We start from the raw sequence: 22049 nt of genomic DNA, 5'->3' as shown, positions 1-22049 counted from the left end.
GAATTCCTGTCAAAAGTCACCCGGTCCGTGGCGCGGCAGGGTGGTGTTGTGCAACATGTCGCGGGGCACGGTCGCCGCCACGGGAGCCGCCGGGGCCGCGCGCCAGTCGGCCGCGTCATTAAAACGCACGCGCTCGCTGCCAGGTCCGTGAATGACAAACAGCAGGCTGCCGATCCAGATGCGGGTGAAGTCGGCCACCGAAAGCGCCCGCGTGCCGCGCGAGGGATCACCCAGCAGCACGCGGTTGCCGGCGATGCCCTTGATGACCACGAAATGCCGATAGCCCTTCTCTGCAACGAGGGCCAGGGCGGGCAGCCTTGCCTGCTCCAATCTGGCCAGCGGCAGCTGGAAGCCGTCCGCCTTGAAGCCGCGCGCCGCGAGGAAGCGCTGCATGTCGAGCAGCGAAAAGCCGGCCTTGCCGATGCTGGCCCGGTCGCCTTGCTGGTACATGTGCGCAAACACTTCCTGCTCCGAGATGGGATAGCCGTAGTGGTAGCTGAGCAGGGTGGCCAGCGCGGCCGAGCCACAGCTGAAATCGTATTGCTGGCGCAGCGTGTGGCCAAAACGGGCCGCCTGCACACTGCCGACGGGCAGCTGAAAGCGCGCGCCGCCCACGGCCAGCTCAAGCGGCATCGCCGGAGGGCTGGCCGCCACCAGGAGCGCGCCAAGGAGAAGCGGGTTTCTCATCATTGCAGCTGCAGGTTGATGACGGTGGCGTTTTGGATCAGTACGTTGGCGCCCGTGTTTTGAATGACCACCGGCACGCCGCTGGCGCCGGCCAGGGCGCCGCCCGCGATCGTGTTGGCGCCTGTGACCAGTTCGCTTGCCGTATTGCCCGTCACGGCGCCGCCCAGGGTGGTGCTGAGGCTAACGCCGCCAGTGCCGCGCGCCGTTGCGAGCTGTCCGGCCGTAATGGGTGGTCCCAGGCTTGACTGAACGTGGTCAGGCGCGCGCGCGGCCAGCGGCGCGCCCAGCATGGCGCAGATCAGGCCTGCCACAAGGCGCGGACGGCGCATGCGGGTAGATGGAACTGCCATGGTTTCTCCTTGCAAAATGGATGTTACGGCCGGCGCCTGCCACCGCGCCGGCCGCAGGATCAGCGGCCCAGGCTCAGGTTGGACTGCACGTTGACGCTTTGCTGGATCAGCGACGAGAAGCCATTGTTTTGCACCGTCGCCATGATGCCCGCGGCCGACTGGCCGACATTGCTCATGGTGTTGGACATGTCGAAAGTGCCGGCATCGACCGTGCTGGTGCCGCCCGCGCCCCCGGTGCCGGCAGCACCGCTGCCACCACTGCCGGCGCCCGCCACGTTGGCTCCACCGGCGCCACCGCCGCCGCCGGTATTGCTGCCGGCCGCGCCGCCCATGCCGCCCGCGCCGCCGCTGGCGTTGCCGACGGTAGGCGAGCCGTTGCTGGCGGTGCCGCCAGTGGCACCGCCGCCTGCCGCACCGGCGCCGGCGCTGCCGCCATCGCCCACAGTGGCAGCCGCGCCTGCTCCGCCGCTGCTGGAAGTGGCCGCGCCCGCACCGCCCGCGCCCCCGGTGGCGCTGCCGCCGGCCTCCCCGCTGCCGCCGCCGCCGGTGTCGCCCACCGTGGTGTCGCCGGCCATGGTGCTGCTGTCGCCCGTGGTCCCGGCGCCACCTGCCCCGGCCGCCATGTCAGTGCCGGGCGTGCCGCCGGCCCCGCCAGTGGCCTGGTTGCTGCCCGTGGCGGTCGATCCCAATGCCAGGCCGCCTGTGCCACCGCTGCCGCCGGTGCCGCCGGTGCCGCCCAGCGAAGGACCACCGTTGCCGCCATTGCCACCGATGGGCGTGCCGCCGTCGCCGCCATTGCCGCCAAGCGCCATGCCGCCTGCGCCCCCGTTGCCGCCGGCGCCGCCATTGCCGCCTGTCGAGCCTGCGGCCAGCGGACCGCCGTTGGCCGCGCTGCCATTGGTGCCGGTGCCGCCGGCGGCGCCGCTGCCGCCGCCGGCGCCTGCGGCGGCCGCGCCGCTACCGCCCACGCCGGTGGCGTTGCCGCCCAGGCCGGCCGCGCCCGCGCCGCCTGCGCCGCTGCCGCCACCGTTGCTGCCCGCATGGCTGGCGGTATTGCCGATGGTGTCGATGGCGTTGCCGGTGACTATGCCGGTCAGGCTGCTGCTGGCCGTGGCAGTGGAAGTGTTATAGCTGTTGTCCATGCTCGAAGTGGCGGTGGAGGCATTGTTGGCCGCCGACACGCCCGGTCCCATGCCCAGCGCATCGCCGGCACTATTGTTCTGGTTGCTGCTTTTGTCGTTGCTGGTATCGGACAGCTGGGTGGCCACGGAATCGTCGCTCGCCTGCGGCCCGGGTCCGCTCTGGGTGGCCGTCGCGGTGGCGGTCTGGGTGAGCGCGCCGCCGCTGCTGCCCGAAGGATTGGTGGCCGTATTCACAGGATCGGCATGGGCCCCTGCGCAAAACGCGAGGGCAATGGCGGTGGCCAGAATGGTTTGTTTCATATGTACCCCTTGTTTGATGTGGTTGACCTTGATCCGGCACGCCTGGCCGGTTGTGAGGCTTACTGCAAACTTGGTGCCAGCGTCGCCGGGCTGGGGCAAGTGCTTGATTTGGCAGGCAAAAGCGGTGCCGGTGTGGCGCCAGAGCGGCGCTGGCGCTACGCTGCCTGCACGCCTGGTCGGCAACTGTCGCGCCCCTGTGACGGCAACAGCCGGCACAGCGCCGCTGCCGGCCGTTCTCTGCGGGCCTGCGCGGCTGCATCGTGACGTTTGCGGCTTGTCGCATGGCTGTGACAGGTGGAGTGATCGCGCTGGTACTCAGGACCCGATGCCGTGCTTGGCCATCTGGCGATACAGGGTCATGCGCGAAACGGCCAGTTCGCGCGCGGCATGTGTCACATTGCCGCCGCTTCTGGCCAGGCTGGCCAGGATGGCGCTGCGCTCGGCCAGGCTGCGCCTGTCGTGCAGCTGGGCGGCCGTGTCCGCGAGGGGTGCGTCGCCGCCCAGGCCCAGGTCATCCGGGTACACCAGCCTGCCCTCGGCCAGTACCATGGCGCGCCGTACCCGGTTGATCAGCTCGCGCACATTGCCGGGCCAGTCATACTCGCGCATGGCCTGGCGCGCGGCCTGGCTGAAGCCTTTCAGGCGTGCCGCCTTATCTGCCGCGTGACTGTCAAAGACATGCTCGGCCAGCGCCACGATGTCCGCGCGCCGCGCGCGCAGGGGTGGCACGGTGAGTGGCAAGACGTTCAGGCGGTAATACAGGTCTTCGCGGAACTGGCCGGCTTGCACGGCCTGCTGCAGGTCGACATGGGAGGCGGCAATGATGCGGACATCGATCGCCATGCTGCGCGTGGAACCGATGCGGTAGATCGTCTTTTCCTGCAAAAAGCGCAACAGATTGGCTTGCAATTCACGCGGCAGATCCGCAATTTCGTCGAGAAACAAGGTGCCGCCGGCTGCAGATTCAATCAGGCCAGCCTTGTCACGCGCGGCCCCGGTAAATGCGCCGCGCGCGTGGCCGAACAGCTCGGACTGGATTAGTGCAGCGGGGATGGCGCCGCAATTGATGGGAACAAAAGGGCCGCGCGCGCGCGCCGACAGGCCGTGGATGGCGTGCGCTGCCAATTCCTTGCCGGTGCCGCTCTCGCCCCAGATGAGCACCGGCGCTGCCACCTGTGCCATGCGCCGCACCTGGGAGCGCAGCAGCGTCATGGCATCGCTGGTGCCGACCATCGGATCGGTGCTGCGCACGGCTGCAGGGGGCGCCGCGGCGAGGCTGGCCATGCCCCAGGCGTGCCCGAGCACCAGGGCCAGCGTAGCCGGGTCTGGGCCACTGGTGCCACTGGTGCAATAGTCACTGCAGTGCTCGGCAATTAGCGCCGCCAGCGGCGTGTCGCGCACCCCGGGCACTGCCAGCGCCACCCAGCGGGTGTGCCAGTGCTGGCGCAGAAAGCGGCCCAGCACGGCCGCGTCGCTGCGCGCGCCAAGGCACAGCAGGCCCAGCGGAAAGTGCGCGCTGCGCAGCAAGGTAGCGGCTTCACGCAGGCTGGCGCAGTGGTGGTATTCCCAGCCCTCGGGCAGGGTGGGGTGGGCGTGATCGAGGTCGACGCAGATCAGCTTCCTGTTATCCATGAATGGCTCCGGCGGGCGCGCCGGCAGGCGCGCTTGCATCGCCTGAGTTCGATGGATCTGGACGAGGTTGGTTCTACGGCCTGGTTTGATCCAGGTCGCGCTTTTGCCCGGCCCGGCGTCGGCTGCCCGTCAGGCCGGGGCGGCGCCAAAGCGCCCCGCCTGGTAGTCCGCCACGGCCTGCGCTATTTCTTCGCGCGTATTCATCACGAACGGCCCGTGCGCCACCACCGGTTCGCCGAGCGGTTTGGCATGGCCGAACAGGAGCATGGCGCCCTCGTCGCTGGACAGGCTGATATGGCCGCCTTCGCTGCCAAGTTCCGCCAGGTGCAGGGCACCGACCCGGTCCGGACCAATATGGACCGCGCCGCGGATCACGTACAGCAGCACATTGCGCGCGGCCAGGCCGTCGATTCGCAACTGCCCGCCCGGGGCCATGGTGATGGTGCTCATGAAATGCCCGGTGAGCGAGCTGATGGGACCGTGCTGTTGCTGCCATTGCCCGGCAACCAGGCGGATGGTCACCCTGCCGTCATCTTCCTCAATTTCCGGTATGTCTGCTGCTTGCAGTCCCATGTACTTTGGCACGCTCATCTTGAGGCGGGCCGGCAGATTGACCCACAGCTGCAGGATTTCCAGCGGCCCGCCGTCGCGCATGAAGGATTGGGGCGACAGTTCCGCGTGAACCAGGCCGCTGCCGGCCGTCATCCATTGCACGCCGCCGGGACCGATCGTGCTGGCGTGGCCTGCGCTGTCCTTGTGCATGAGGGCGCCATCGATGATAAAGGTGACTGTCTCGAATCCCCGGTGGGGATGGGGGCCGAAGGGCAAGCCGTCGTTATCGGGCGGATACACCTGGGGACCGTGATGGTTCAAGAACAGATAGGGATCGATCTGGCTGGTGTCCGGGCCGGGCAGCGGCCGCTGGGTCAGCAGGTCGCCAATGTCGTCGCGCATCGCGGGATGGACGCGCTTTACCGTTTTTGCATGCATGCAGGGCTCCTTGTAGACCTCACCATACCGCATCGGTGGCGGTGTCGCAGGTGGAATGTTGCGAGGCAATAAGTGCTAGACTCATGCGGTCATGTTCCAGGGTCGATTCCCATGCAGCTTACTTCAACGTTTTTCCAGCCCCTTGTGGCCGCGGCCTTGCTGTGCCTGCTTCAAGGTGGCGCTGCCGCCGGCGCACCTGCTGCTGCCCAGGTTCCGGGACCGGCAGCCATCAAGGCAGCGCGCCATGCCGTGACGACTTACCGCAAGGACGTGGTCGACAGCCTGGCGGCCATGGTCAGTTTCAATACAGTGGCCGACAAAGACGTGCCGTTTGAGAGCAATCCCCAGCACCTGGGATTTAAAAAGTACCTGAAAGACCATGCCGCCCGGCTTGGGCTGGACTATGCCGACCACGGCTACATTGTGATCATCGGCCTCGGTGCCGCCAGCGAGCGGGTCGGCATCATTACCCACGGCGACATCCAGCCGGTGGATCCGACCAAATGGAAGAAATCGCCCTTTGTGCTTGATCGGACCAGCGAACCGGGACGCCTGATCGGTCGCGGTACGGAAGACGACAAGGGACCCATCGCTACGGCAATGTACGCAATGAAGGCCATCAAGGATCAGAAGATCGCGCTGAGCAAGCGCCTTGAGCTGTATGTTTACATGGCCGAAGAGTCAGACTGGACGCCGCTGTCGGAGTTCCTCAAGACCCATGTGCCGCCGCAAATCAACATCACCATTGATGCCGAGTATCCCGTCGTCACGGCCGAGAAAGGATACGGCAGCATACGCTTCACCGTGCCGCGCCTGCCGCTACCTGACAGCGGGGCTTATATCAGTGAGTTCGGCGGCGGCTTTTTCGGCAGCCAGATCCCGGAAGACGCCAGGGCCGTACTGGCCAATGTTCCAGCGCCGCTGGAGGCGGCGATTCGGCGCCGGGCGGCGGCCCAGGCCGGGATGCGTTACACCTTCACGCCCCAGGGCAGCGGCCACCTGCGCATCGAGGCGCGTGGCATATCGGCGCACTCGTCCAAGCCGCAGGATGGCCTGAATGCCGTGAGCATGCTGGCGGCCGCCCTTGATGTGCAGCCATGGCCCGCCACCACCGCCGCTACCCTGGTGACGTTCTTGAATGACATGATCGGCACCGGAATCCACGCGGAAAAGTTTGGCGGCGTGGCTTACCGCGACCCCTTCATGGGGCCCATGACCCTGGCCCCGACGGTGATCAAGGATCATCCCGACGGCACTGAGCTGACCATCAACCTGCGCCGCCCGCGCGGCAAGAGCAATGCCGAGGTAGAAGCACAGCTGCGCGCCGCGCTGGCCGCATGGCAGCAGCGGCGGGCCGTGGCGCTCGACAAGCTGGCGCTGTACATCAGCGAGCCATGGGTGCAAGCTTCGGCGCCCCAGGTGCCCACCTTGCTTTCCGTGTTTTCGCACTATACCGGGGTCAGGAATCCCCAGCCGGTGTCGGTGGGCGGCGGCACCAATTCGCGCCTGTTTCCAAGCGCTGTCAGCTTTGGTCCGGCCATGCCGGGCAAGGTCTACACGGGACACTCCGAGCATGAATTCATCACCATGCGCCAGCTGCTGCTGAACCTGCAGATGTACACGGCAGCCTTGGTCGAACTGGCCAAATAGGAACCCGCAGCGCACCCGGCCACTTCCCGAGCGGGACGGGGCGCTGGCACGATGGCACTATGGCACTATGGCACAAGGCAGAATGACCGGCGTGCGAGGAGGCATGCATTGCGTGATCGCTGCCAGTTCAATGCACCTCTTCGAAGATGCTCAGCGCCGGATCACCCCATCTATCATGCGAACCCGCTCACCAGTGCCGAACGCCGGTGCCCAGTCTTGCGTGATGACCTGAGTGCGTCCGTCGTCCATGCGCAAGGTGATGCGATACGACCTGTCCCCCGTGACGGAAGCGCCCGTAGTGCCAGCGGTGGACGAACCGCCGACTGCGCCCTGGCCAGCTGTGGCGCCGGCTGCCGTAGCGGCGCCGCTGCTGTGGCGCGGCACCACTTCTATACTGGTGACGGTGCTGTTGGGTGCACCGGTTGCCGCGGCAGCGTAGGCTTGTGCCATACCGGGAGGAGGCGCGGTGGACGCCTGCGCCGGGTCAGTGCTCGCGGAAGCCCTGCCCGTACCGGTGCCTGCCATGCTCCCCGCCCCGCCAGCCGTTCCCGTCGCGCCACTGGCAGTGCTGCCGCTCCAGGTGCCCGCGCCGCTGCTTGCACTGGTGCCGGTGCCAGCGCTTGTGGAGGTGCCCGCCGTTGTGCCAGTGCCTGCCGCAGTACCGCTGCCGCTGGCCATGGGTGTGTCGCTGTCGCTGGAGACCGTGGTGGAAGCCGCGTTGTCATCCGTCATGCCGGTGGACCTGCACCCTGCCAGGCCGATTGCCAGCAGGGCTGCCAGGAGCACGCTAAGTTTCATGCCCTTCATGATCAACTCCTTATTGTTTGGGTGTTTTTTGCCATGCGTGAGAATCGCGCGTGCCACCCGAGTAAGAGAGTCGATGCCCAGCCGCGTTCCAGCAGACTGAGGGTCACTTGAGGCTTGTCAAAGATGGGAGATTGGCGCTGAACCGGCACTGGGGCCGGGGTGATCGGCCGCGTGTACTCAGTCGCTGCGCGATGCGCCCGCGGCCGGCTGGGGCACGGGCAGCAGTGCCCACATGGTGGCGGCCGTGATCAGGCTTGCCACGCTGTCGACCAGCCAGTCGCCCAGTGAGCCGACCCGGTAGGGCAGGGCGCTCTGGACCAGTTCGTCGAGTGCGCCCATGGCAATGACGGCCAGGGACGCCACGATGGCGCGGCGCTTGCGGCTGCCCTGAACGCCGGTGAACATCAGCACGGTCAGGGTCGAATAGGCAACGCTGTGCAAAATGATGCCGCTGGCGAACACGCCAATTTCCTGACGCGCACCGGGAATGGAGCCGACGATCAGGATGACAGTAAACAGCAGGAGGGCAACATAAAAGCGCTGGCGGCGCAGACGCTCGTCCAGCACGAGAAGATTCAGCAGGGAAGACATGAAGGTGAGGCAGCCTAAAACGGCCACCTTACCATGCAATCGCCACTTGCGGCGCGGTACTAGATGGTCAGCGCCGACTTTCCATTGCTGTAATGGGCATCGAAACAGCTCAGGCAATCGGCGCAGAACAGGTGGGCAAGCCGCACGCGGCGCTGGCGCAACACGAGCTTGAGGTGGGCGTGCTGGCACTTGGGACAGGTCTCGCGTACCGTGCCGAAGGTGATGAGGTCAATGGCCGATTCTTCAGGCTCGAGGTGATCGATCACCTTGTCTGGATCGAACTCGGTGAGGATCAGTTGCTCGTCGTCGGGATGATGGCGGCGGCCGGGCGCGGCGTGATGATGATGTTCCCGGGCTTCTGGTTCAAGAAGATGTTGACTCATTCGAATACTCCGCTTGGCAATAATGCAAAAGGGTTCGGAAAGACGTCGGGGCATTCATGATACTAGATCGGCGCCTGTCTTCAAGGGGAAATCCGCTTTTTTATCACCTGCACAAGCGGAACCGGAATGGTGCAGCACAGGCGCGATTGCGCTCGCTTTTGGTGCGATGCAATCGCGCAATTCGGAAAATTCGGAGTGGTGTGCCGCACCGGGGCTGGCACACCTGACTGCCATCAGGCATATCGGTTGCGTGTATGGAAGCTGGAACAAAGTTTAGCGAAACAGTGTGTCTTCTCTATGACATGGATCAAAAAACTCCTTGTTTTGCCGAACCTGAACGCGCGGTAAATCAGCCAAAAAAAAGCCCGCTGGTGAAAGCGGGCTTAAACTATCTTCTTGGAGGAGAATAGTGGAGACAGGCACTATTATGGTGCGCAGCAAAATATATGTCTAATTGTTGTTTCGGATACCAGACATTCATGCGCCGTATAACTTACTGATTCACGGCGATTTCCACATCAATATTGCCCCGGGTTGCATTCGAATAAGGGCAGACTTCATGTGCCTTGTTGACTACCGCCTGGGCCGCCTCCGGGGCCATGCCAGGCGTTGTCACATTCAGTTTGACGCTCAAGGCGAACCCGCCCTTGTCATTGGGGCCGATGCCAACGGAGGCGTTCACGCTGCTGTCTGCCGGAATCGGGGTTTTCAGCGCGCCGCCAACCAGTTTCATGGCCGACAGAAAGCAGGCTGCATAGCCAGCGGCAAACAATTGCTCAGGGTTGGTTCCCGGGCCGCCGGCGCCGCCCAGTTCCTTTGGGGTGGACAAGGCTACATCAAGCGCCTTGTTGTCGGATACGCCACGGCCGTCGCGGCCTCCGGTGGCAGTGGCGTGGGCGGTATACAGTGTAGTCATAGAAAACTCCTCGGCAGGTGGGTGAACAAGCATTGAGAAGTAAATATATCACAATTTAAGATCGCACAATTTAATTGCGCACAATTTGATTGCCGTAATGTGTGGCGTGGCAAGGATCAGGACGCATCTTCGCTGGCCTTGAACAGCCGGTCCCGCACCCGCGCCAGATCGTCGCGCAACAGGCACAGCGATGCGAGTTCTTCACCGCTGGCACACAGCACCTGTTGGGGAATGACACCGGCACGTTCCCGCAGCTTCCGGCCCGCATCGCTGAGCAGGATGCGCACCTGGCGCTCGTCCTGCGGGTCGCGGTTGCGCGTCACCAGGCCATTGGCTTCCAGGCGCTTGAGTAATGGCGTCAGGGTGCCGGAATCGAGAAACAGGCGTGACCCGATGTCCTTGACCAGGATCCCGTCCTGCTCCCACAGCACCAGCATGACCAGGTATTGCGGATAGGTCAGGCTCAGCCTGTCGAGCAGTGGCTTGTAGCGCCGCGTCATCGCATGCGAGGCGGAATACAAGGCAAAGCAGAACTGCAGGTCCAGTTCCAGCGGGTTGACGTCTGCCGGCAGCGCCTGCTTGCTATCTTCGCTCATTCGTGGACCGGCACCGTGTAGTTCAGGGCCATGCGGCCGCCGTCCACATACATGGTCTGGCCCGTCATGTAGGACGCGTCCTCGCTGGCCAGGAAGGCCACTACGGAAGCAATTTCCTCCGGTTCGCCGCAGCGCCCGGCGGGCGTGCGCGACAGGATGGTGTGGCGCGCCTCCGCACTGGCCAGCACCGCCTTTTTCGCCAGTTCCGTCAGGATAGTTCCGGGACCGACGCCGTTGACGCGGATGCCGTGCGGCGCCAGGTTGAGCGCCATGACCTTGGTCAGCTGGTTGATGCCCCCCTTCGATACCACGTAGGGCACCTGGTTGGGAATGGCCAGTTCGGCGTTGACGCTCGACATATTGATGATGCAACCGCTGCCCTGGCTGACCATGTGGCGGGCGGCCGCCTGCCCGCACAGGAACATGGACTTGAGGTTGATGCGCAGTACGCGGTCGAAGTCGTCTTCGGACAGGTCGAGGAAATCAGCGGCGTGGGTGACGCCGGCATTGTTGACCAGGATATCGACGTGCCCGAACTGGGCGAGCGTGGCCGCCATCATGGCGTCGACGTCCACTTTCAGGCTGACGTCGGCCGCAAAGAAGCGGGCCTGCTCGCCCAGTTCACGCGCCGCGTCCTCACCCTCGGGCTTGATATCGACCAGCATCACCCGTGCGCCCTCCTGCAACAGGCGGCGCGCGCACGCCAGGCCAATACCCTGGGTGGCCCCGGTGACGATGGCAACTTTGTTCTCAAGTCTCATGCATTGCTTTCAACTGATTGAAATGCGAATTCTACCTACAGGCCGGACCCGACGCTGGCTTTTTTACAGCACGATCGGATGGTCAGGCAGCTCGTTGGCACGGGCACCACTGGCCGGGAAGTGCTGGGCCAGCAGTGTGTTGATCTGCTCGACTGCCGCCAGGGTGCTGGCGCTAAATTCGCCCCTGGCAAAGCCTTCGGTCATGCCCTGGCAAACCTGCTTCCAGGTGCCATGGTCGATCTTGCGGCCAATGGCCCGGTCGACCACGATTTCCACCTTGTGCTCGGCCAGGTTGATGTACAGGAGCACGCCGCAATTGTCTTCCGTATCCCACACGCCATGCTCGGCAAAGAGGGCAATGGCTCTCTGGCGGCAGCTCATGTCGTCCCAGATGGCGTCGGACGGCATGGCATGCTCCACAATCAGGCGCAGTTCGCCCCGGTGGCGCTGCTCGCCGGCGCCGATGGCCTGCCCGAGCCGGGCCAGGGTGTCGTCGGAAAACGCTTGTTTGCCCTTGCTGGTGGTGGACATCCAGTGGCGCCATTGCCGCTTGAGTCGGTCAAAAAAATGCATGCTCATTACCAGTCTCCCGAGGCGCCGCCGCCGTCAAAGCTGCCACCACCGCCGGAAAAGCCACCGCCGCCAAAGCCACCACCGCCGCCAAAGCCGCCGCCACCGCCCCGTCCCAGGCCGCTCAGTGCGCTTCCCAGGATGAAGCCGGTAGCACCGCTGCCCCAGCCACCCCTTGCCAGGCGCGAACGGCGCGGCCGGAACATGCGCATCACGATGATGGCGCCAAACACCAGCAGGGGGATGAGCAGGGAACCGCCCCCGCCATCGCCTTGCTGCTGAGAATAGGGAACCTGGGCCTGGACCGGTGGTGCCGGGAACTGTTCCTTGTTGAGCAGGTGGGCAATGGCCGCCACGCCCGAGTACAGGCCATCGTAGTACTGTTCATTCTGGAAGTAGGGCGCAATCACGTCGGACAGGATGCGTTTCGATTGGGCATCGGTGAGCACACCCTGGACGCCGCGCCCGGCTTCGATGCGCAGGCGCCGCATGGCGCTGGTGTTATCCGGCGCCACAATCAGCAGCACGCCATCGTCAATGCCCTTGCGCCCGAGCTTCCAGGCATCGGCCACGCGGATACTGAATTGCTCGATCTGTTCCGGGGCCGTGGTCTTGATGGTCAACACCGCAATCTGGCTGCCCGTCCTGGTGTCGTATTCGGTGAGGAAGGCTTCCAGGCGGGCGCGCTCGTCCGGCGTCAGCATTCCGGCCTGGTCCATCAGGTGGCCGGTCAGGGGCGGCACGCTCTGCAGGTCCTGGGCCCGGGCGCCGGCCATCAGCACCAGGGCCAGTGCCAGCGTCAGCAGGGTGCGCAGCATGGCCATGGCTTATTTGCCGAAGTTGACAGCAGGCGCGGTCGAGATGGCGGCTTCGTTTTCCACGGTAAACGATGGCTTGATTTCATAACCGAACATCATCGCCGTGAGATTGGTCGGGAACTTGCGCACCTGCACGTTGTAGTCCTGGACCGTGGTGATATAGCGCTGGCGGGCCACCGTGATGCGGTTTTCCGTGCCTTCGAGCTGCGACTGCAGTTCGCGAAAGCTGGTGTCGGCCTTGAGGTTGGGATAGGCCTCGGACACGGCCATCAGGCGCGACAGCGCGCTCGACAGCTGGCCCTGCACCTGTTGGAACTTCTGGAAGGCGGCCGGGTCGTTGAGTACTTCGGGCGTGATCTGGAAACTGGTGGCGGCGGCGCGCGCCTGGGTGACCGCTTCCAGCGTTTCCTTTTCGTGGGCGGCATAGCCCTTGACGGTATTGACCAGGTTGGGAATCAGGTCGGCGCGGCGCTGGTACTGGTTGACGACTTCGCCCCAGGCAGCCTTGGTGGCTTCATCCTTGGTCTGGAATTCATTGTAGCCGCAGCCGGAGAGCAGGGTGGCGAACAGCGTGGCCAGGAACAGCTGGGGCCAGCGCGAGAAAGCGGTTGTGGTCATGATTGGTTGTCCGTAACAAGTTGTCGAATGAACAAAATATACCCGAAATGCGTAGAAAGCGTCTTTTCAACCGTGCATGGGCTCGGGGTACAATGTCGGCCTGTCAAATGCATGATAAAAAGGCCCCCGTGAACTTCATCGACCAGCTCTCTGCCGCCTGGACTTCCCACCAATCGCTGCTGTGCGTGGGTCTGGACCCGGATGTCACGCGCATGCCGGCCCGGTTCCAGAACGAGCCCGATGGCATCTACCAGTTTTGCAAGGCCATCGTCGATGTGACCGCGGACCTGGCCTGTTCGTTCAAGCCGCAGATCGCCTATTTCGCCGCCCTCGGGGCGGAACGCCAGCTCGAGCAGCTGTGTGCCTACATCAAGGCCAGCTATCCCCACATTCCCGTCATCCTCGACGCCAAGCGCGGCGACATTGGCGCCACCGCCCGCCAGTACGCGCGCGAAGCCTACGACCGCTACCTGGCCGATGCCGTGACCGTCAATCCCTACATGGGCTTTGATTCCGTGGAGCCGTACATGGAGTGGCGCGAGCGCGGCGTGATCGTGCTGTGCCGCACCTCCAACCCGGGCGGCTCGGACCTGCAGTTTCTCGATGTGGGCGGCATGCCCCTGTACCAGCACGTGGCCGCGCTGGTGGCCCGCCAGTGGAACCAGCATGGACAATGCGCGCTGGTGGTCGGCGCCACGTTCCCGCAAGAACTGGCGCAGGTGCGCGCCATCGTGGGCGACATGCCGCTCCTGGTGCCCGGCGTGGGCGCCCAGGGCGGCGATGTGGAAGCGACCGTGCGCTCCGGCAAGAGCAAAGCGGGCGCGGGCATGATGATCAATTCCTCGCGCGCCATCCTGTATGCGGCCCCGCAAGGTGCCGAAGACTTTGCCGACGCCGCGCGCCGCGTGGCGCTGGAAACCCGCGACGCCATCAATCGCTACCGCGACTGACGACCGGCGCCAGCGCCGCGGCATTTACTTCATCAGCGGTGCAATCTTGTTTTTGAGGATGTCGTACTGGGCCGCCACCATGGCAGGATTGGGATCGTGGCCCACGCGTGGCAGCAGGAAGAATTCCTTGTGCGGCGCCTTGATGCCGTCAAAATAGCCTTTGGCCATCGCCGGCGTCGTGATCAGATCGTGCTCGCCCTGCACCAGAAATACCGGCATGCGGAAGTCGTAGCCCAGCTTGGGCAGGTCCACCGTGGACAGCATGCCGTCACCCTTCATGCCCACGAACTGCAGGAAGGAATACTCTTCGCCGCGCTCGTACTCCGCCTGCGCCTGTTCGCTTGCATAGGCAGGTGCCGGGGCAAACCAGGCCTTGGGCGTCGGCTCGGCGCTCATGGCCTCGTATTTGCGCGAGGCGCGGCGCATGATGCCGAAGCTGCGCGGGCTGACCCAGGGCGGGTCGCCCAGTGCTTCAAGCGCCGTGACGGTCGGGCCATCGCCCGCCGCGCGTGCCAGCCCCAGCAGCTTGTTGTAGCCGTCACGCTGGTTGTCCGGTGTCTTGACCATCTGGCCCGTGCCCAGGTAGGCGCCGAACAGCTCGGGGCGCATCTTGGCCATGTGTACCGACAGCAGCGAACCCCACGAACCACCGAACAGGATCACTTTCTTTTTACCCAGGCGGGTCTGCAGGAAGGCGGCCAGCTCGGTGCCATCCTTTGCCATCTGCTCGACCGTGAGCTTGGCGTCGGCCGTGGCCGGGTTGCGCGTGAACGTGCGGCCGGCACCGCGCTGGTCCCACTGCACCAGCGTGAAGTCCTTTTCCCACGCGTTGTACGGCAGGTTGGCGTAGGGCGTGTTGGGATTGCCCGGGCCACCATGGATGAACAGGATGACCGGATTGCGGCAGTCACTGCCCTTGATGGTCACCCACTGCTCGATGCCGCCGAGCTTGACGAAACCTTCCTCGCTGATGGCCTGGCCGGCCTTGCAGGCAAGCGGCGCGGACGCAATGACCGGCGCCGCCGCGGGAGCGCTGCCTCCCTGGGCCGATACCAGCGGCGACAGGGCAAGAAGGGAAGCAAACCACAGGGGAGCAGATGAGCGCATGGCAATCTTGGTTGGTTGGTAAGCCAACGATTGTAGCACCGGCATAGGGTGGCGTCACAATCTCGGTGGGGCGATCATTTCCGCATAATCGTACAGTTCACCGAGGATGTTTTCGGCGCGCTCGTCCGCGTCTTCGGACAGGGTGTCGATCTCTGCAAAGAGCTGCTCGATGGTGCGTGCGCCGGCGGCGCCGTCGAACAGGCGCGCGGCGCGGTGCGCGTCCCACTGCTGCGCTTCCTGCTGCGTCAGCGTGTGGGGAAAGTTGCGTGCCCGATAGCGGAACACGAGTTCCGCCAGGCGCTCGTCTTCAAACGATGGCCGTGCCGCCGCCAGCTGCGCCGGTGACTCGGCGCGCAGCGAGGCCAGCTTGCGCCGGTCGTTATTGCTGACAAAGCCGCCGTACAGGTCTTCGTCCACATCGGTCTCTTCCACGCTGGCGGCGCGCTGGTAAACCTGCGCCCAGATCTGGCTCATGTCCGGCCCCGCCGCCGCCAGCGCTGCGTGGGCCCGGCACTGTTCCAGGTCCAGTGCCCAGCGTTCGGCCTGGATGGCGGACAGGGTTTTCAGGTTCGACACCAGCATTGGCGATTTGTTCAGGTGGATGCTCTTGATCGGCAGGCGCGTCACGCCCTCGGGCAAGTCGGCCGAGCGGGTGAACAAGCGCAGGCGGATCGTTTCCACGTCCAGACCGAACAGTTCCGAGGGGTCATGCCGGCAATCCCACACCAGGATTTCATTCTTGTTGGTCGGATGCGTGCCCAGCGGATAGACCAGAGCGATGCAGCCGTATTCGGCCGGGAACATGCCGGTCACGTGCAGGAATGGCTGGCGCTGGGGCGCCGGCAGGTGCATGCCAATCTCGGTGGCGACCCGCTCCTTCTTGTGCAGGGCCAGGCAGAAATCGAACAGCTTGGGCTGCTTGTCGCGGATCAGGCGTGCCAGCGCAATGGTGGCGCGCACATCGGACAGGGCATCGTGGGCCGCCTCGTGCACCAGGCCGTTGGCCCGGCTCAGGTGTTCAAGCTTGAAGCTGGGACGCCCGTCTTCGTGCCGCGGCCACTCGATGCCTTCCGGGCGCAGCGCGTAAGTCATGCGGATGACGTCCAGCAAATCCCAGCGTCCACAATTGTTTTGCCATTCGCGCGCGTAGGGATCGATCAGGTTACGCCAGAACAGGAAGCGCGTGACTTCATCGTCGAAGCGGATCGTGTTGTAGCCCACGCCGATGGTGCCCGGCTCGCTGAAGGCGGCCTCCACGATGCGCGCAAATTCGTGCTCGGGCACGCCCTGCGCCAGGCAGGCCTGGGGCGTGATCCCCGTGATCAGGCAGGATTGCGGGTCGGGCAGGAAATCGGGCGCCGGCTGGCAATACAGCATGATCGGCTCGCCAATCTCGTTGAGGCTGGCATCGGTGCGGATGGCGGCAAACTGGGCCGGCCGGTCGCGGCGCGGCTGGGCGCCAAAGGTTTCGTAGTCGTGCCAGAGAAAGGTATGCGTGCTCATGAATGGTCAGTGGGTGCGTACGCCGGGCGGAAATGCCGCCGCGCGGCGCCTATGCTGACCAAGGCCGGCGCCGCTGTCAACCTTGGCGCGCAATTGCGGCGCGGGTTCTAGAGCGCCACCTGGTCGCGCCCGCCATTCTTGGCGCGGTACAAGGCGGCATCGGCGGCGGCAATCAGGCCCAGATCATCCATGCCTTCGGCCAGTACGGCCACCCCGACCGAGGCCGTGATGTGGGGCAGGGGCTGGCGCATGTCCGGGAAGATCATGGTTTCGCGCATGCGCGCCACCAGCCGTTCGGCCACCATCACGGCCAGCAGTTCGCTTGTTTCGGGCAGCAGCACCATCATTTCCTCGCCCCCGTAGCGAACGGCAAAGTCGGACGGGCGCAGGGCCACGCCGACCACGCCGGCGGCCGCGCGCAGGGCATCGTCGCCGGTCAGGTGGCCATGGGTATCGTTGAACGTTTTGAAGTGGTCGAGGTCTATCATGAGCAGCGACAGGGGTGTGCCGGCGCGCTGGGCGGTGGCCACCATCTTCGGCAGCATGTCGGCCAGCCAGGTGCGGTTGTACAGGCCCGTCAGGCCATCGTTCATCGACATCTTGCGGTAGAACTCGCCCAGCTTCTGGCCGCGGCGCAGCTGCGCATTGGCTGCGCGTACCCTGAAGGACAGCATGCGCAGCAGGTTGCGCGCCAGCCCACCGGACTTGTCAATGAGCGTCCAGACCAGTTCTGCGTCAATGACCAGCAGTTCGGTGCTGCCCACGGCGGCCATGGCCGACAGGTTGGCGCTGTCGTCCAGCACTGCCTGCTCGCCCGCGCTTTCGCCGGGCAAGATGCGGCTGGCTACGCCGTCGCCCGCGCCGGCCTCCACATCGGCCGAGACGGCCAGTGCGCCCGAGAGGACGATGAACAGCCGCGCCCGGGCGCTGTCTTCAAGCAATTCGCCATCGGCCAGCCGGAGGATGGCACAGTTGGCCAGCAGGGGTGCCAGCGCCCCGTGGTCGCAGTCCTGAAACAATTGCAGATCGTCGATGGTATACGTGGACTGTGCAAAGATGCCTGTCTGTTCCAAAGTTGTCCTCACTCGTAGATTGTCGCCCTGACCACTTGGCAATCGCATCATAACAGTGTTCCAATGGCAGCTTCGCTCGCCACGCTCCCATCCCATGCTCCTCACCGACGCCCTCGGCACCACCCACCTTCCCGACCCGCATGCGCGCATCGTGTCGCTGGTGCCCTCCATTACCGAGATGCTGTGCGATTTTGGCCTGGCCCCGCAAATCGTGGGCCGTACCGGCTTTTGCATCCACCCGCGTGACACGGTGCAAGCCATTGCCAAGGTCGGCGGTACCAAGGATGTCAATGTGGACAAGATCCGCAAGCTGGCGCCCACCCACGTCATCGTCAATATCGATGAGAATGAAAAGCCGACGGCGGACTTGCTTGCCGAATTCGTCCCCCACCTGGTCGTGACCCATCCCATGGCACCGCGCGACAATCTGGGTCTGGCGCGCCTGCTTGGCGGCATTTTTTGCGTCGAGCCGGCCGCGCAGCAATGGTGTGCCCGGTTCGAGGAGGCGTATGCGCGCCTGCAGGCGGCGCCCCGCGGCCGGCCGGCAACGGTGCTCTATTGCATCTGGAAAGACCCCTGGATGAGCATTTCAGCCGACACCTATATTGCCCGCATGCTGGCCGAGATTGGCTGGACCACGCCAGTGCTGGGCAGTGCGCGCTATCCGGCGTTTACATGGAGCGAGTCCTTGGTGGCCGGGCTCGATTGCGTGCTGCTGTCCACCGAGCCCTATCGCTTCCAGGAAGCACATGTGGACGCGCTGGAACAACAGATTGGCAAGCCGGTGTATCTGGTCGATGGCGAAATGTTGTCCTGGTACGGTACACGGTCGCTGGCGGGCCTGGGCTACCTGCGCGAGCTGGCCGGCAAGGGCTGGGTGTAGGTCAGGCAGGGGCAGTATGGGGCAACAGGGGAATACGGGGCAATCCGGTCAACAGGCATGGGCCTTGCCGGTCCCCACCTGGCAGCCGTGGCCGCCAGGATACCCGGATCTTACTCGTTCACTTCGTCAGGCTCGGCCACCAGGGTTGGCGTGGCATGCATCTGCTTGTCGTGCAGGCGGCCCAGGGCGCTGTCGATTGCACGCTTGAGCTTGTCTGCCGCGCCAGAAATAGCCTGGTGCAGCGACTCGGCATGCGCGCTGACGGCGATTGGCTGGTAGCCCGTCACGCGAGCTTCAAGCAGGCAGCGATTGCCGCCGTCAGCCGACTTTTGGCTCAGTTCGTCACTGAGGTGAACTTCGACGCGAGTGATGTGATCGGCAAAACGCTGCACCGCAGCCGCAACCACTGACTGCACATGGTCGTCCAGGCCCTGGTGACGCTCGATCGTCTTGTCGGTATTGATGTTAATTTGCATAAGCTCACTCCCGGTTGTTCATAAAGGTATTGCTCCAGGCCGGCGCTGTGTGCGCCGCGGCAGTCAAAACTGCCGCGCCGGCGCTGGCAACGACATTGCGCACGGTTTGATCTTACACCTTTCATACTTCCTGGTCAGTTTCAAGCGGAGCGCAGCCTGGGTCACAGCGGCGGCTTGTCATGATGAGGAAAGCGATCCATCTTCGACAGCACCGGAAACTTGACCATCCAGATGGCCGTCACGGCCAGGGTGGCGGCGCCGCCAAAGACGATGGCGCGCACCAGGCCGAACCAGCCGGCCGTGATACCGGATTCAAATTCGCCCAGTTCGTTGGAAGCGCCAATGAAGACCGCATTGACGGCACTGACCCGGCCGCGGATTGCATCGGGCGTTTCATACTGGACCAGCAGGTGGCGGACATACACGCTGACCATGTCACCCGCTCCCAGCAGCAACAGGGCCGCCAGCGCCACGGCAAAGCTGTCGGTCAGGCCCAGCGTGAGCGTGGCCAGTCCGAACACGGCCACGCCGCCAAACATCCATGCCCCCACGCGCCGCTGCAGCGGAAAGAAAGCCAGGGCAATGGAACAGATGGCCGCGCCCACGCCCGGTGCCGTGCGCAGAAAGCCCAGGCCAGTGGGACCGACTTGCAGCACATCGCGCGCGTAGGCAGGCAACAAGGCGGTGGCCCCGCCAAACAGGACCGCGAACAGGTCCAGCGAAATGGCGCCCAGCATGATGGGGCGTGACCACACAAAGCGCAGGCCTTCGAGCACCGTGTGCCAGGTGGCCGGCTCGGTATTGACCGCCTGGGGTGCGGCCCGCGTCCAACCCATCAGCACAACCGACAGCACCAGCAGTGTCACGGCAGCCAGGTACACGGTGGAGGGGCCGGCCAGGTACAGCAGACCGCCCAGGATCGGGCCGGCAATCACCGCCACGTGAAAGGCGGAAGAGCTGAGGGCCACCGCTTCGCTGAACTGCTCAATGGGCACAATGTTGCGCAGCACGGCCTGGGTAGCCGGCATCATGAAGGCCCGGGCGCTGCCAAACAGCACCAGCACTGCGAACACGGGCCAGACGACGCGCGAACCGCTGTAGGTAAAGGCCAGCAGCAGGAATGCGCACAATAGCTGTACCGCCAGGCACAGCATGATGATGGTGCGCCGGTTGTAGCGGTCGGCCACATGGCCGGCCAGCAAGATCAACACGAGGAAGGGGGCAAATTGCGCCAGGCCAATCAAGCCGAGGTCGAACAGGCTGCCGGTGATCTGGTACACCTGCCAGCCAATGGCCACACTCTGCATCTGCACTGCAAGGGTACCCAGGACGCGCGCCGACAGGTAACAGGCGAAATTGCGGTTACGCAAGACGCGCAAGCCATTGGTGGGCGACATGAAGGACATTGCAGATTCGCGGAAAAATTCTTGAAGGAACGACATTGTGCCTGATGTGGCGTCTGCCTGCCGCTCCGCGCCGCGCTCGCCGGGCGGACAAAATAAGGGCCGCCAGGGCTGGCAAACAACGGTTTCGCATATGCAGGCGGGGTAAAATAGTGCCTTGTGGAAGCATATTTACCGGAACCAGCAATGCAGCGGACTATTTTTGAAACGCCCCTGATCAATCGCCTGATGCTTGGCGTGTCACGGTTTGCCATGCGCAGCACGGGCTGGCGTACGGAGGGCATGTCGCCGGACGAGATCGCGGCCTATCCCAAGTATGTGCTCATTGCCGCCCCGCACACCAGCAACTGGGACTTTCCAATCACGCTCATGCTGTGCTTCCAGCTGCGCCTGCGCGTGTACTGGATGGCGAAAGCGAGCTTGTTCAGCTGGCCGATCGGCTGGCTGTCGCGCTGGCTGGGCGGTATTCCCATCGACCGCAGCGCATCGAACAATACGGTGCAGACCACGATCAAGGCCTTCCAGGAACGCGAACGGCTGGCCGTGATCGTGGCGCCCGAGGGCACGCGCGGCAAGGTGACCCACTGGAAAACCGGCTTCTACCATATGGCCCATGGCGCCGGGGTCCCCATTGCCATGGCCTACCTGGATTACGCGCGCAAACGCGGCGGCATCGGGCGCATGTTTGTGACCACGGGCGACATCACTGCCGACATGGCCGAAATCCAGCAGTTCTACAGCGGCATCAGCGGCAAGCACCGTGACAAGTTCGATGCCAGCACGGTGCGGCGCCGCTAGCGGCGGGGCTAGTTGTGCAGATCTGCTTCGCTGGTAAAGGCATCGGCGAAGAATTCCTCCGGCGGCAGGCCACAACGCTCGACAAAGTCGCGCTGGGCCGATTCCACCACCACCGGCGCGCCGCAGGCATACACCTGGTGGCCGGACAGGTCGGGCAAGTCCTGCAGGACGGCGGCATGCACAAAGCCGGTACGGCCGGTCCACTGGTCGTCCGGCAGTGCATGTGAGACCACGGGAATGTAGCGCAAGTTCGGCAGCGTCGCTGCCCACTGCTCGCACAGGCTGTTCATGTACAGGTCGAGCGGGCGGCGTCCGCCCCAGTACAGGCTGACAGGCCGGGTCGACTGCAGGTGGATCATGTGCTCAACCAGCGCCTTGATGGGCGCAAAGCCGGTTCCCGAGGCCAGCAGCACGATCGGCTTGTCCGACTCTTCGCGCAGGAAAAAGCTGCCGTGCGGCCCTTCGAAGCGCAGGATGTCGCGCTCCTTCATGGTATTGAACACGTGTTCGGTGAACATGCCGCCCGCCATGTAGCGGATATGCAGGGTGAGCGGGGCGTCCAGGCTGGGCGCGTTGGCCATGCTGTAGCTGCGCCGCTTGCCATCGCGCAGCATGAATTCGATATACTGTCCGGCGCGGTAGGCAAGGGCTTCGTTGGCCGGCAGCTGCAAGGTGAGCACGATCACATCGGGCGCGACTTTTTCCATGGCTAGCACGCGCGAGGGCATCTTGCGCACCGGGTACTCGCTGCTGCCGCCCACTTCACGCGCTTCGATCACGAGGTCGGCCGCCGTGGTGGCGCAGCAGAACAGGGAAAAGCCCTGGGCCTTTTCGTCTTCGCTCAGGGCGCGCTGCTGGTGGGCGCGATGAGACACCGCCCCTTGCACTACCTTGCCCTTGCACGATCCACAGGCGCCGTTCTTGCAGCCATAAGGCAGGCCGATGCCGGCCCGAATCGCCGCCGCCAGCACGGTTTCGTCGGCTTCGCAGTCAAATTGATGGCCGCTAGGCTGAACAGTAACTTGGAACGTCATACAATCCTCAA

The 22049-nt window shown here is 64.5% G+C and carries 24 protein-coding genes; 4 read left to right on the top strand and 20 right to left on the bottom strand.

Features of this window, described 5'->3' with window-relative positions; all coding sequences use genetic code 11:
* Positions 1 to 9 precede the first annotated feature (9 nt).
* From KY495_RS02840 to KY495_RS02820, 5 genes are all read right to left on the bottom strand, one after another.
* Entirely contained in the window at positions 10 to 687 is a 678-nt protein-coding gene (locus tag KY495_RS02840; RefSeq protein ID WP_219884042.1) for a C39 family peptidase, read from the bottom strand.
* Positions 687 to 1037, bottom strand: a complete 351-nt coding sequence (locus tag KY495_RS02835) for a hypothetical protein (RefSeq protein ID WP_229518474.1) — start codon at positions 1035 to 1037, stop codon at positions 687 to 689. The genes KY495_RS02840 and KY495_RS02835 overlap by 1 nt, the downstream gene beginning before the upstream one ends.
* A gap of 59 nt (positions 1038 to 1096) precedes the next feature.
* On the bottom strand, positions 1097 to 2479 hold the full coding sequence (locus KY495_RS02830) for a hypothetical protein (RefSeq protein WP_219882260.1): 1383 nt from the start codon (positions 2477 to 2479) through the stop codon (positions 1097 to 1099).
* A gap of 315 nt (positions 2480 to 2794) precedes the next feature.
* On the bottom strand, positions 2795 to 4111 hold the full coding sequence (locus KY495_RS02825; RefSeq protein WP_219882259.1) for a sigma-54 dependent transcriptional regulator: 1317 nt from the start codon (positions 4109 to 4111) through the stop codon (positions 2795 to 2797).
* 129 nt (positions 4112 to 4240) lie between these two features.
* Entirely contained in the window at positions 4241 to 5101 is an 861-nt protein-coding gene (locus tag KY495_RS02820; protein WP_219882258.1) for a pirin family protein, read from the bottom strand.
* Between the two features lie 111 nt (positions 5102 to 5212).
* Between KY495_RS02820 and KY495_RS02815 the strand changes: the two genes are divergently transcribed.
* Positions 5213 to 6751, top strand: coding sequence for a dipeptidase (locus tag KY495_RS02815; RefSeq protein ID WP_219882257.1), 1539 nt, complete (start codon positions 5213 to 5215; stop codon positions 6749 to 6751).
* Between the two features lie 150 nt (positions 6752 to 6901).
* On the opposite strand, the gene KY495_RS02810 is transcribed toward KY495_RS02815, so the two are convergent.
* The 9 genes from KY495_RS02810 to KY495_RS02770 all read right to left on the bottom strand — a co-directional run bounded on the left by KY495_RS02810 (position 6902) and on the right by KY495_RS02770 (position 12811).
* Complete coding sequence (locus tag KY495_RS02810; RefSeq protein ID WP_219882256.1) at positions 6902 to 7558, bottom strand: hypothetical protein; 657 nt, start codon at positions 7556 to 7558, stop codon at positions 6902 to 6904.
* A gap of 177 nt (positions 7559 to 7735) precedes the next feature.
* Positions 7736 to 8149, bottom strand: coding sequence for a VanZ family protein (locus KY495_RS02805; RefSeq protein WP_219882255.1), 414 nt, complete (start codon positions 8147 to 8149; stop codon positions 7736 to 7738).
* A gap of 59 nt (positions 8150 to 8208) precedes the next feature.
* Complete coding sequence (locus tag KY495_RS02800; RefSeq protein WP_219882254.1) at positions 8209 to 8532, bottom strand: hypothetical protein; 324 nt, start codon at positions 8530 to 8532, stop codon at positions 8209 to 8211.
* Positions 8533 to 9025: 493 nt separating this feature from the next.
* On the bottom strand, positions 9026 to 9448 hold the full coding sequence (locus KY495_RS02795) for an organic hydroperoxide resistance protein (RefSeq protein ID WP_219882253.1): 423 nt from the start codon (positions 9446 to 9448) through the stop codon (positions 9026 to 9028).
* A gap of 116 nt (positions 9449 to 9564) precedes the next feature.
* Positions 9565 to 10044, bottom strand: a complete 480-nt coding sequence (locus KY495_RS02790; protein ID WP_219882252.1) for a MarR family winged helix-turn-helix transcriptional regulator — start codon at positions 10042 to 10044, stop codon at positions 9565 to 9567.
* Positions 10041 to 10805 carry an SDR family NAD(P)-dependent oxidoreductase gene (locus KY495_RS02785; protein ID WP_219882251.1) on the bottom strand — a complete coding sequence of 255 codons (765 nt, stop codon included), beginning with the start codon at positions 10803 to 10805 and terminating at the stop codon, positions 10041 to 10043. The genes KY495_RS02790 and KY495_RS02785 overlap by 4 nt, the downstream gene beginning before the upstream one ends.
* A gap of 63 nt (positions 10806 to 10868) precedes the next feature.
* On the bottom strand, positions 10869 to 11384 hold the full coding sequence (locus tag KY495_RS02780; RefSeq protein ID WP_307728234.1) for a TPM domain-containing protein: 516 nt from the start codon (positions 11382 to 11384) through the stop codon (positions 10869 to 10871).
* Complete coding sequence (locus KY495_RS02775) at positions 11384 to 12199, bottom strand: YgcG family protein (RefSeq protein WP_219882250.1); 816 nt, start codon at positions 12197 to 12199, stop codon at positions 11384 to 11386. Before KY495_RS02775 ends, KY495_RS02780 begins: the two co-directional genes overlap by 1 nt.
* 3 nt (positions 12200 to 12202) lie before the next feature.
* On the bottom strand, positions 12203 to 12811 hold the full coding sequence (locus tag KY495_RS02770; RefSeq protein WP_219882249.1) for a LemA family protein: 609 nt from the start codon (positions 12809 to 12811) through the stop codon (positions 12203 to 12205).
* A 128-nt stretch (positions 12812 to 12939) separates the two neighbouring features.
* Here KY495_RS02770 and pyrF point away from each other — a divergent pair, with 128 nt between their 5' ends.
* On the top strand, positions 12940 to 13761 hold the full coding sequence (pyrF, locus tag KY495_RS02765) for an orotidine-5'-phosphate decarboxylase (RefSeq protein ID WP_219884037.1): 822 nt from the start codon (positions 12940 to 12942) through the stop codon (positions 13759 to 13761).
* Between the two features lie 24 nt (positions 13762 to 13785).
* Here pyrF and KY495_RS02760 read toward each other — a convergent pair whose 3' ends face one another.
* The 3 genes from KY495_RS02760 to KY495_RS02750 form a co-directional block, all read right to left on the bottom strand.
* A complete protein-coding gene (locus KY495_RS02760) occupies positions 13786 to 14868 on the bottom strand; it encodes an alpha/beta fold hydrolase (protein WP_219882248.1) in 1083 nt (360 codons plus the stop codon).
* A gap of 54 nt (positions 14869 to 14922) precedes the next feature.
* The gene (gene sbcB / locus KY495_RS02755; protein WP_219882247.1) at positions 14923 to 16371 is read right to left on the bottom strand and encodes an exodeoxyribonuclease I; all 1449 of its coding nucleotides are present in this window, start codon (positions 16369 to 16371) and stop codon (positions 14923 to 14925) included.
* A 107-nt stretch (positions 16372 to 16478) separates the two neighbouring features.
* Positions 16479 to 17444 (bottom strand): GGDEF domain-containing protein, encoded by a 966-nt coding sequence (locus KY495_RS02750; RefSeq protein ID WP_229518473.1) that lies wholly within the window; start codon positions 17442 to 17444, stop codon positions 16479 to 16481.
* Between the two features lie 94 nt (positions 17445 to 17538).
* On the opposite strand from KY495_RS02750, the gene KY495_RS02745 reads away from it, so the two are divergent.
* Complete coding sequence (locus tag KY495_RS02745) at positions 17539 to 18327, top strand: helical backbone metal receptor (protein ID WP_219882246.1); 789 nt, start codon at positions 17539 to 17541, stop codon at positions 18325 to 18327.
* 110 nt (positions 18328 to 18437) lie between these two features.
* Here the strand turns inward: KY495_RS02745 and KY495_RS02740 are convergent, their stop codons facing one another.
* Positions 18438 to 18803 carry an HPF/RaiA family ribosome-associated protein gene (locus KY495_RS02740; RefSeq protein WP_219882245.1) on the bottom strand — a complete coding sequence of 122 codons (366 nt, stop codon included), beginning with the start codon at positions 18801 to 18803 and terminating at the stop codon, positions 18438 to 18440.
* A 161-nt stretch (positions 18804 to 18964) separates the two neighbouring features.
* Complete coding sequence (locus KY495_RS02735) at positions 18965 to 20209, bottom strand: MFS transporter (protein WP_219882244.1); 1245 nt, start codon at positions 20207 to 20209, stop codon at positions 18965 to 18967.
* Between the two features lie 183 nt (positions 20210 to 20392).
* Between KY495_RS02735 and KY495_RS02730 the strand changes: the two genes are divergently transcribed.
* Positions 20393 to 21004, top strand: a complete 612-nt coding sequence (locus KY495_RS02730) for a lysophospholipid acyltransferase family protein (protein ID WP_219882243.1) — start codon at positions 20393 to 20395, stop codon at positions 21002 to 21004.
* Positions 21005 to 21012: 8 nt separating this feature from the next.
* On the opposite strand, the gene KY495_RS02725 is transcribed toward KY495_RS02730, so the two are convergent.
* Positions 21013 to 22038: a CDP-6-deoxy-delta-3,4-glucoseen reductase gene (locus KY495_RS02725; RefSeq protein WP_219882242.1), complete on the bottom strand. Its 1026-nt coding sequence runs from the start codon at positions 22036 to 22038 to the stop codon at positions 21013 to 21015.
* Between the last annotated feature and the right edge of the window lie 11 nt (positions 22039 to 22049).

This window comes from Massilia sp. PAMC28688, from assembly GCF_019443445.1.
Taxonomy (GTDB): domain Bacteria; phylum Pseudomonadota; class Gammaproteobacteria; order Burkholderiales; family Burkholderiaceae_D; genus Telluria_A.
Note: the sequence above shows the minus strand (reverse complement) of the source record. Positions and strands in the feature narration are given on the sequence as shown.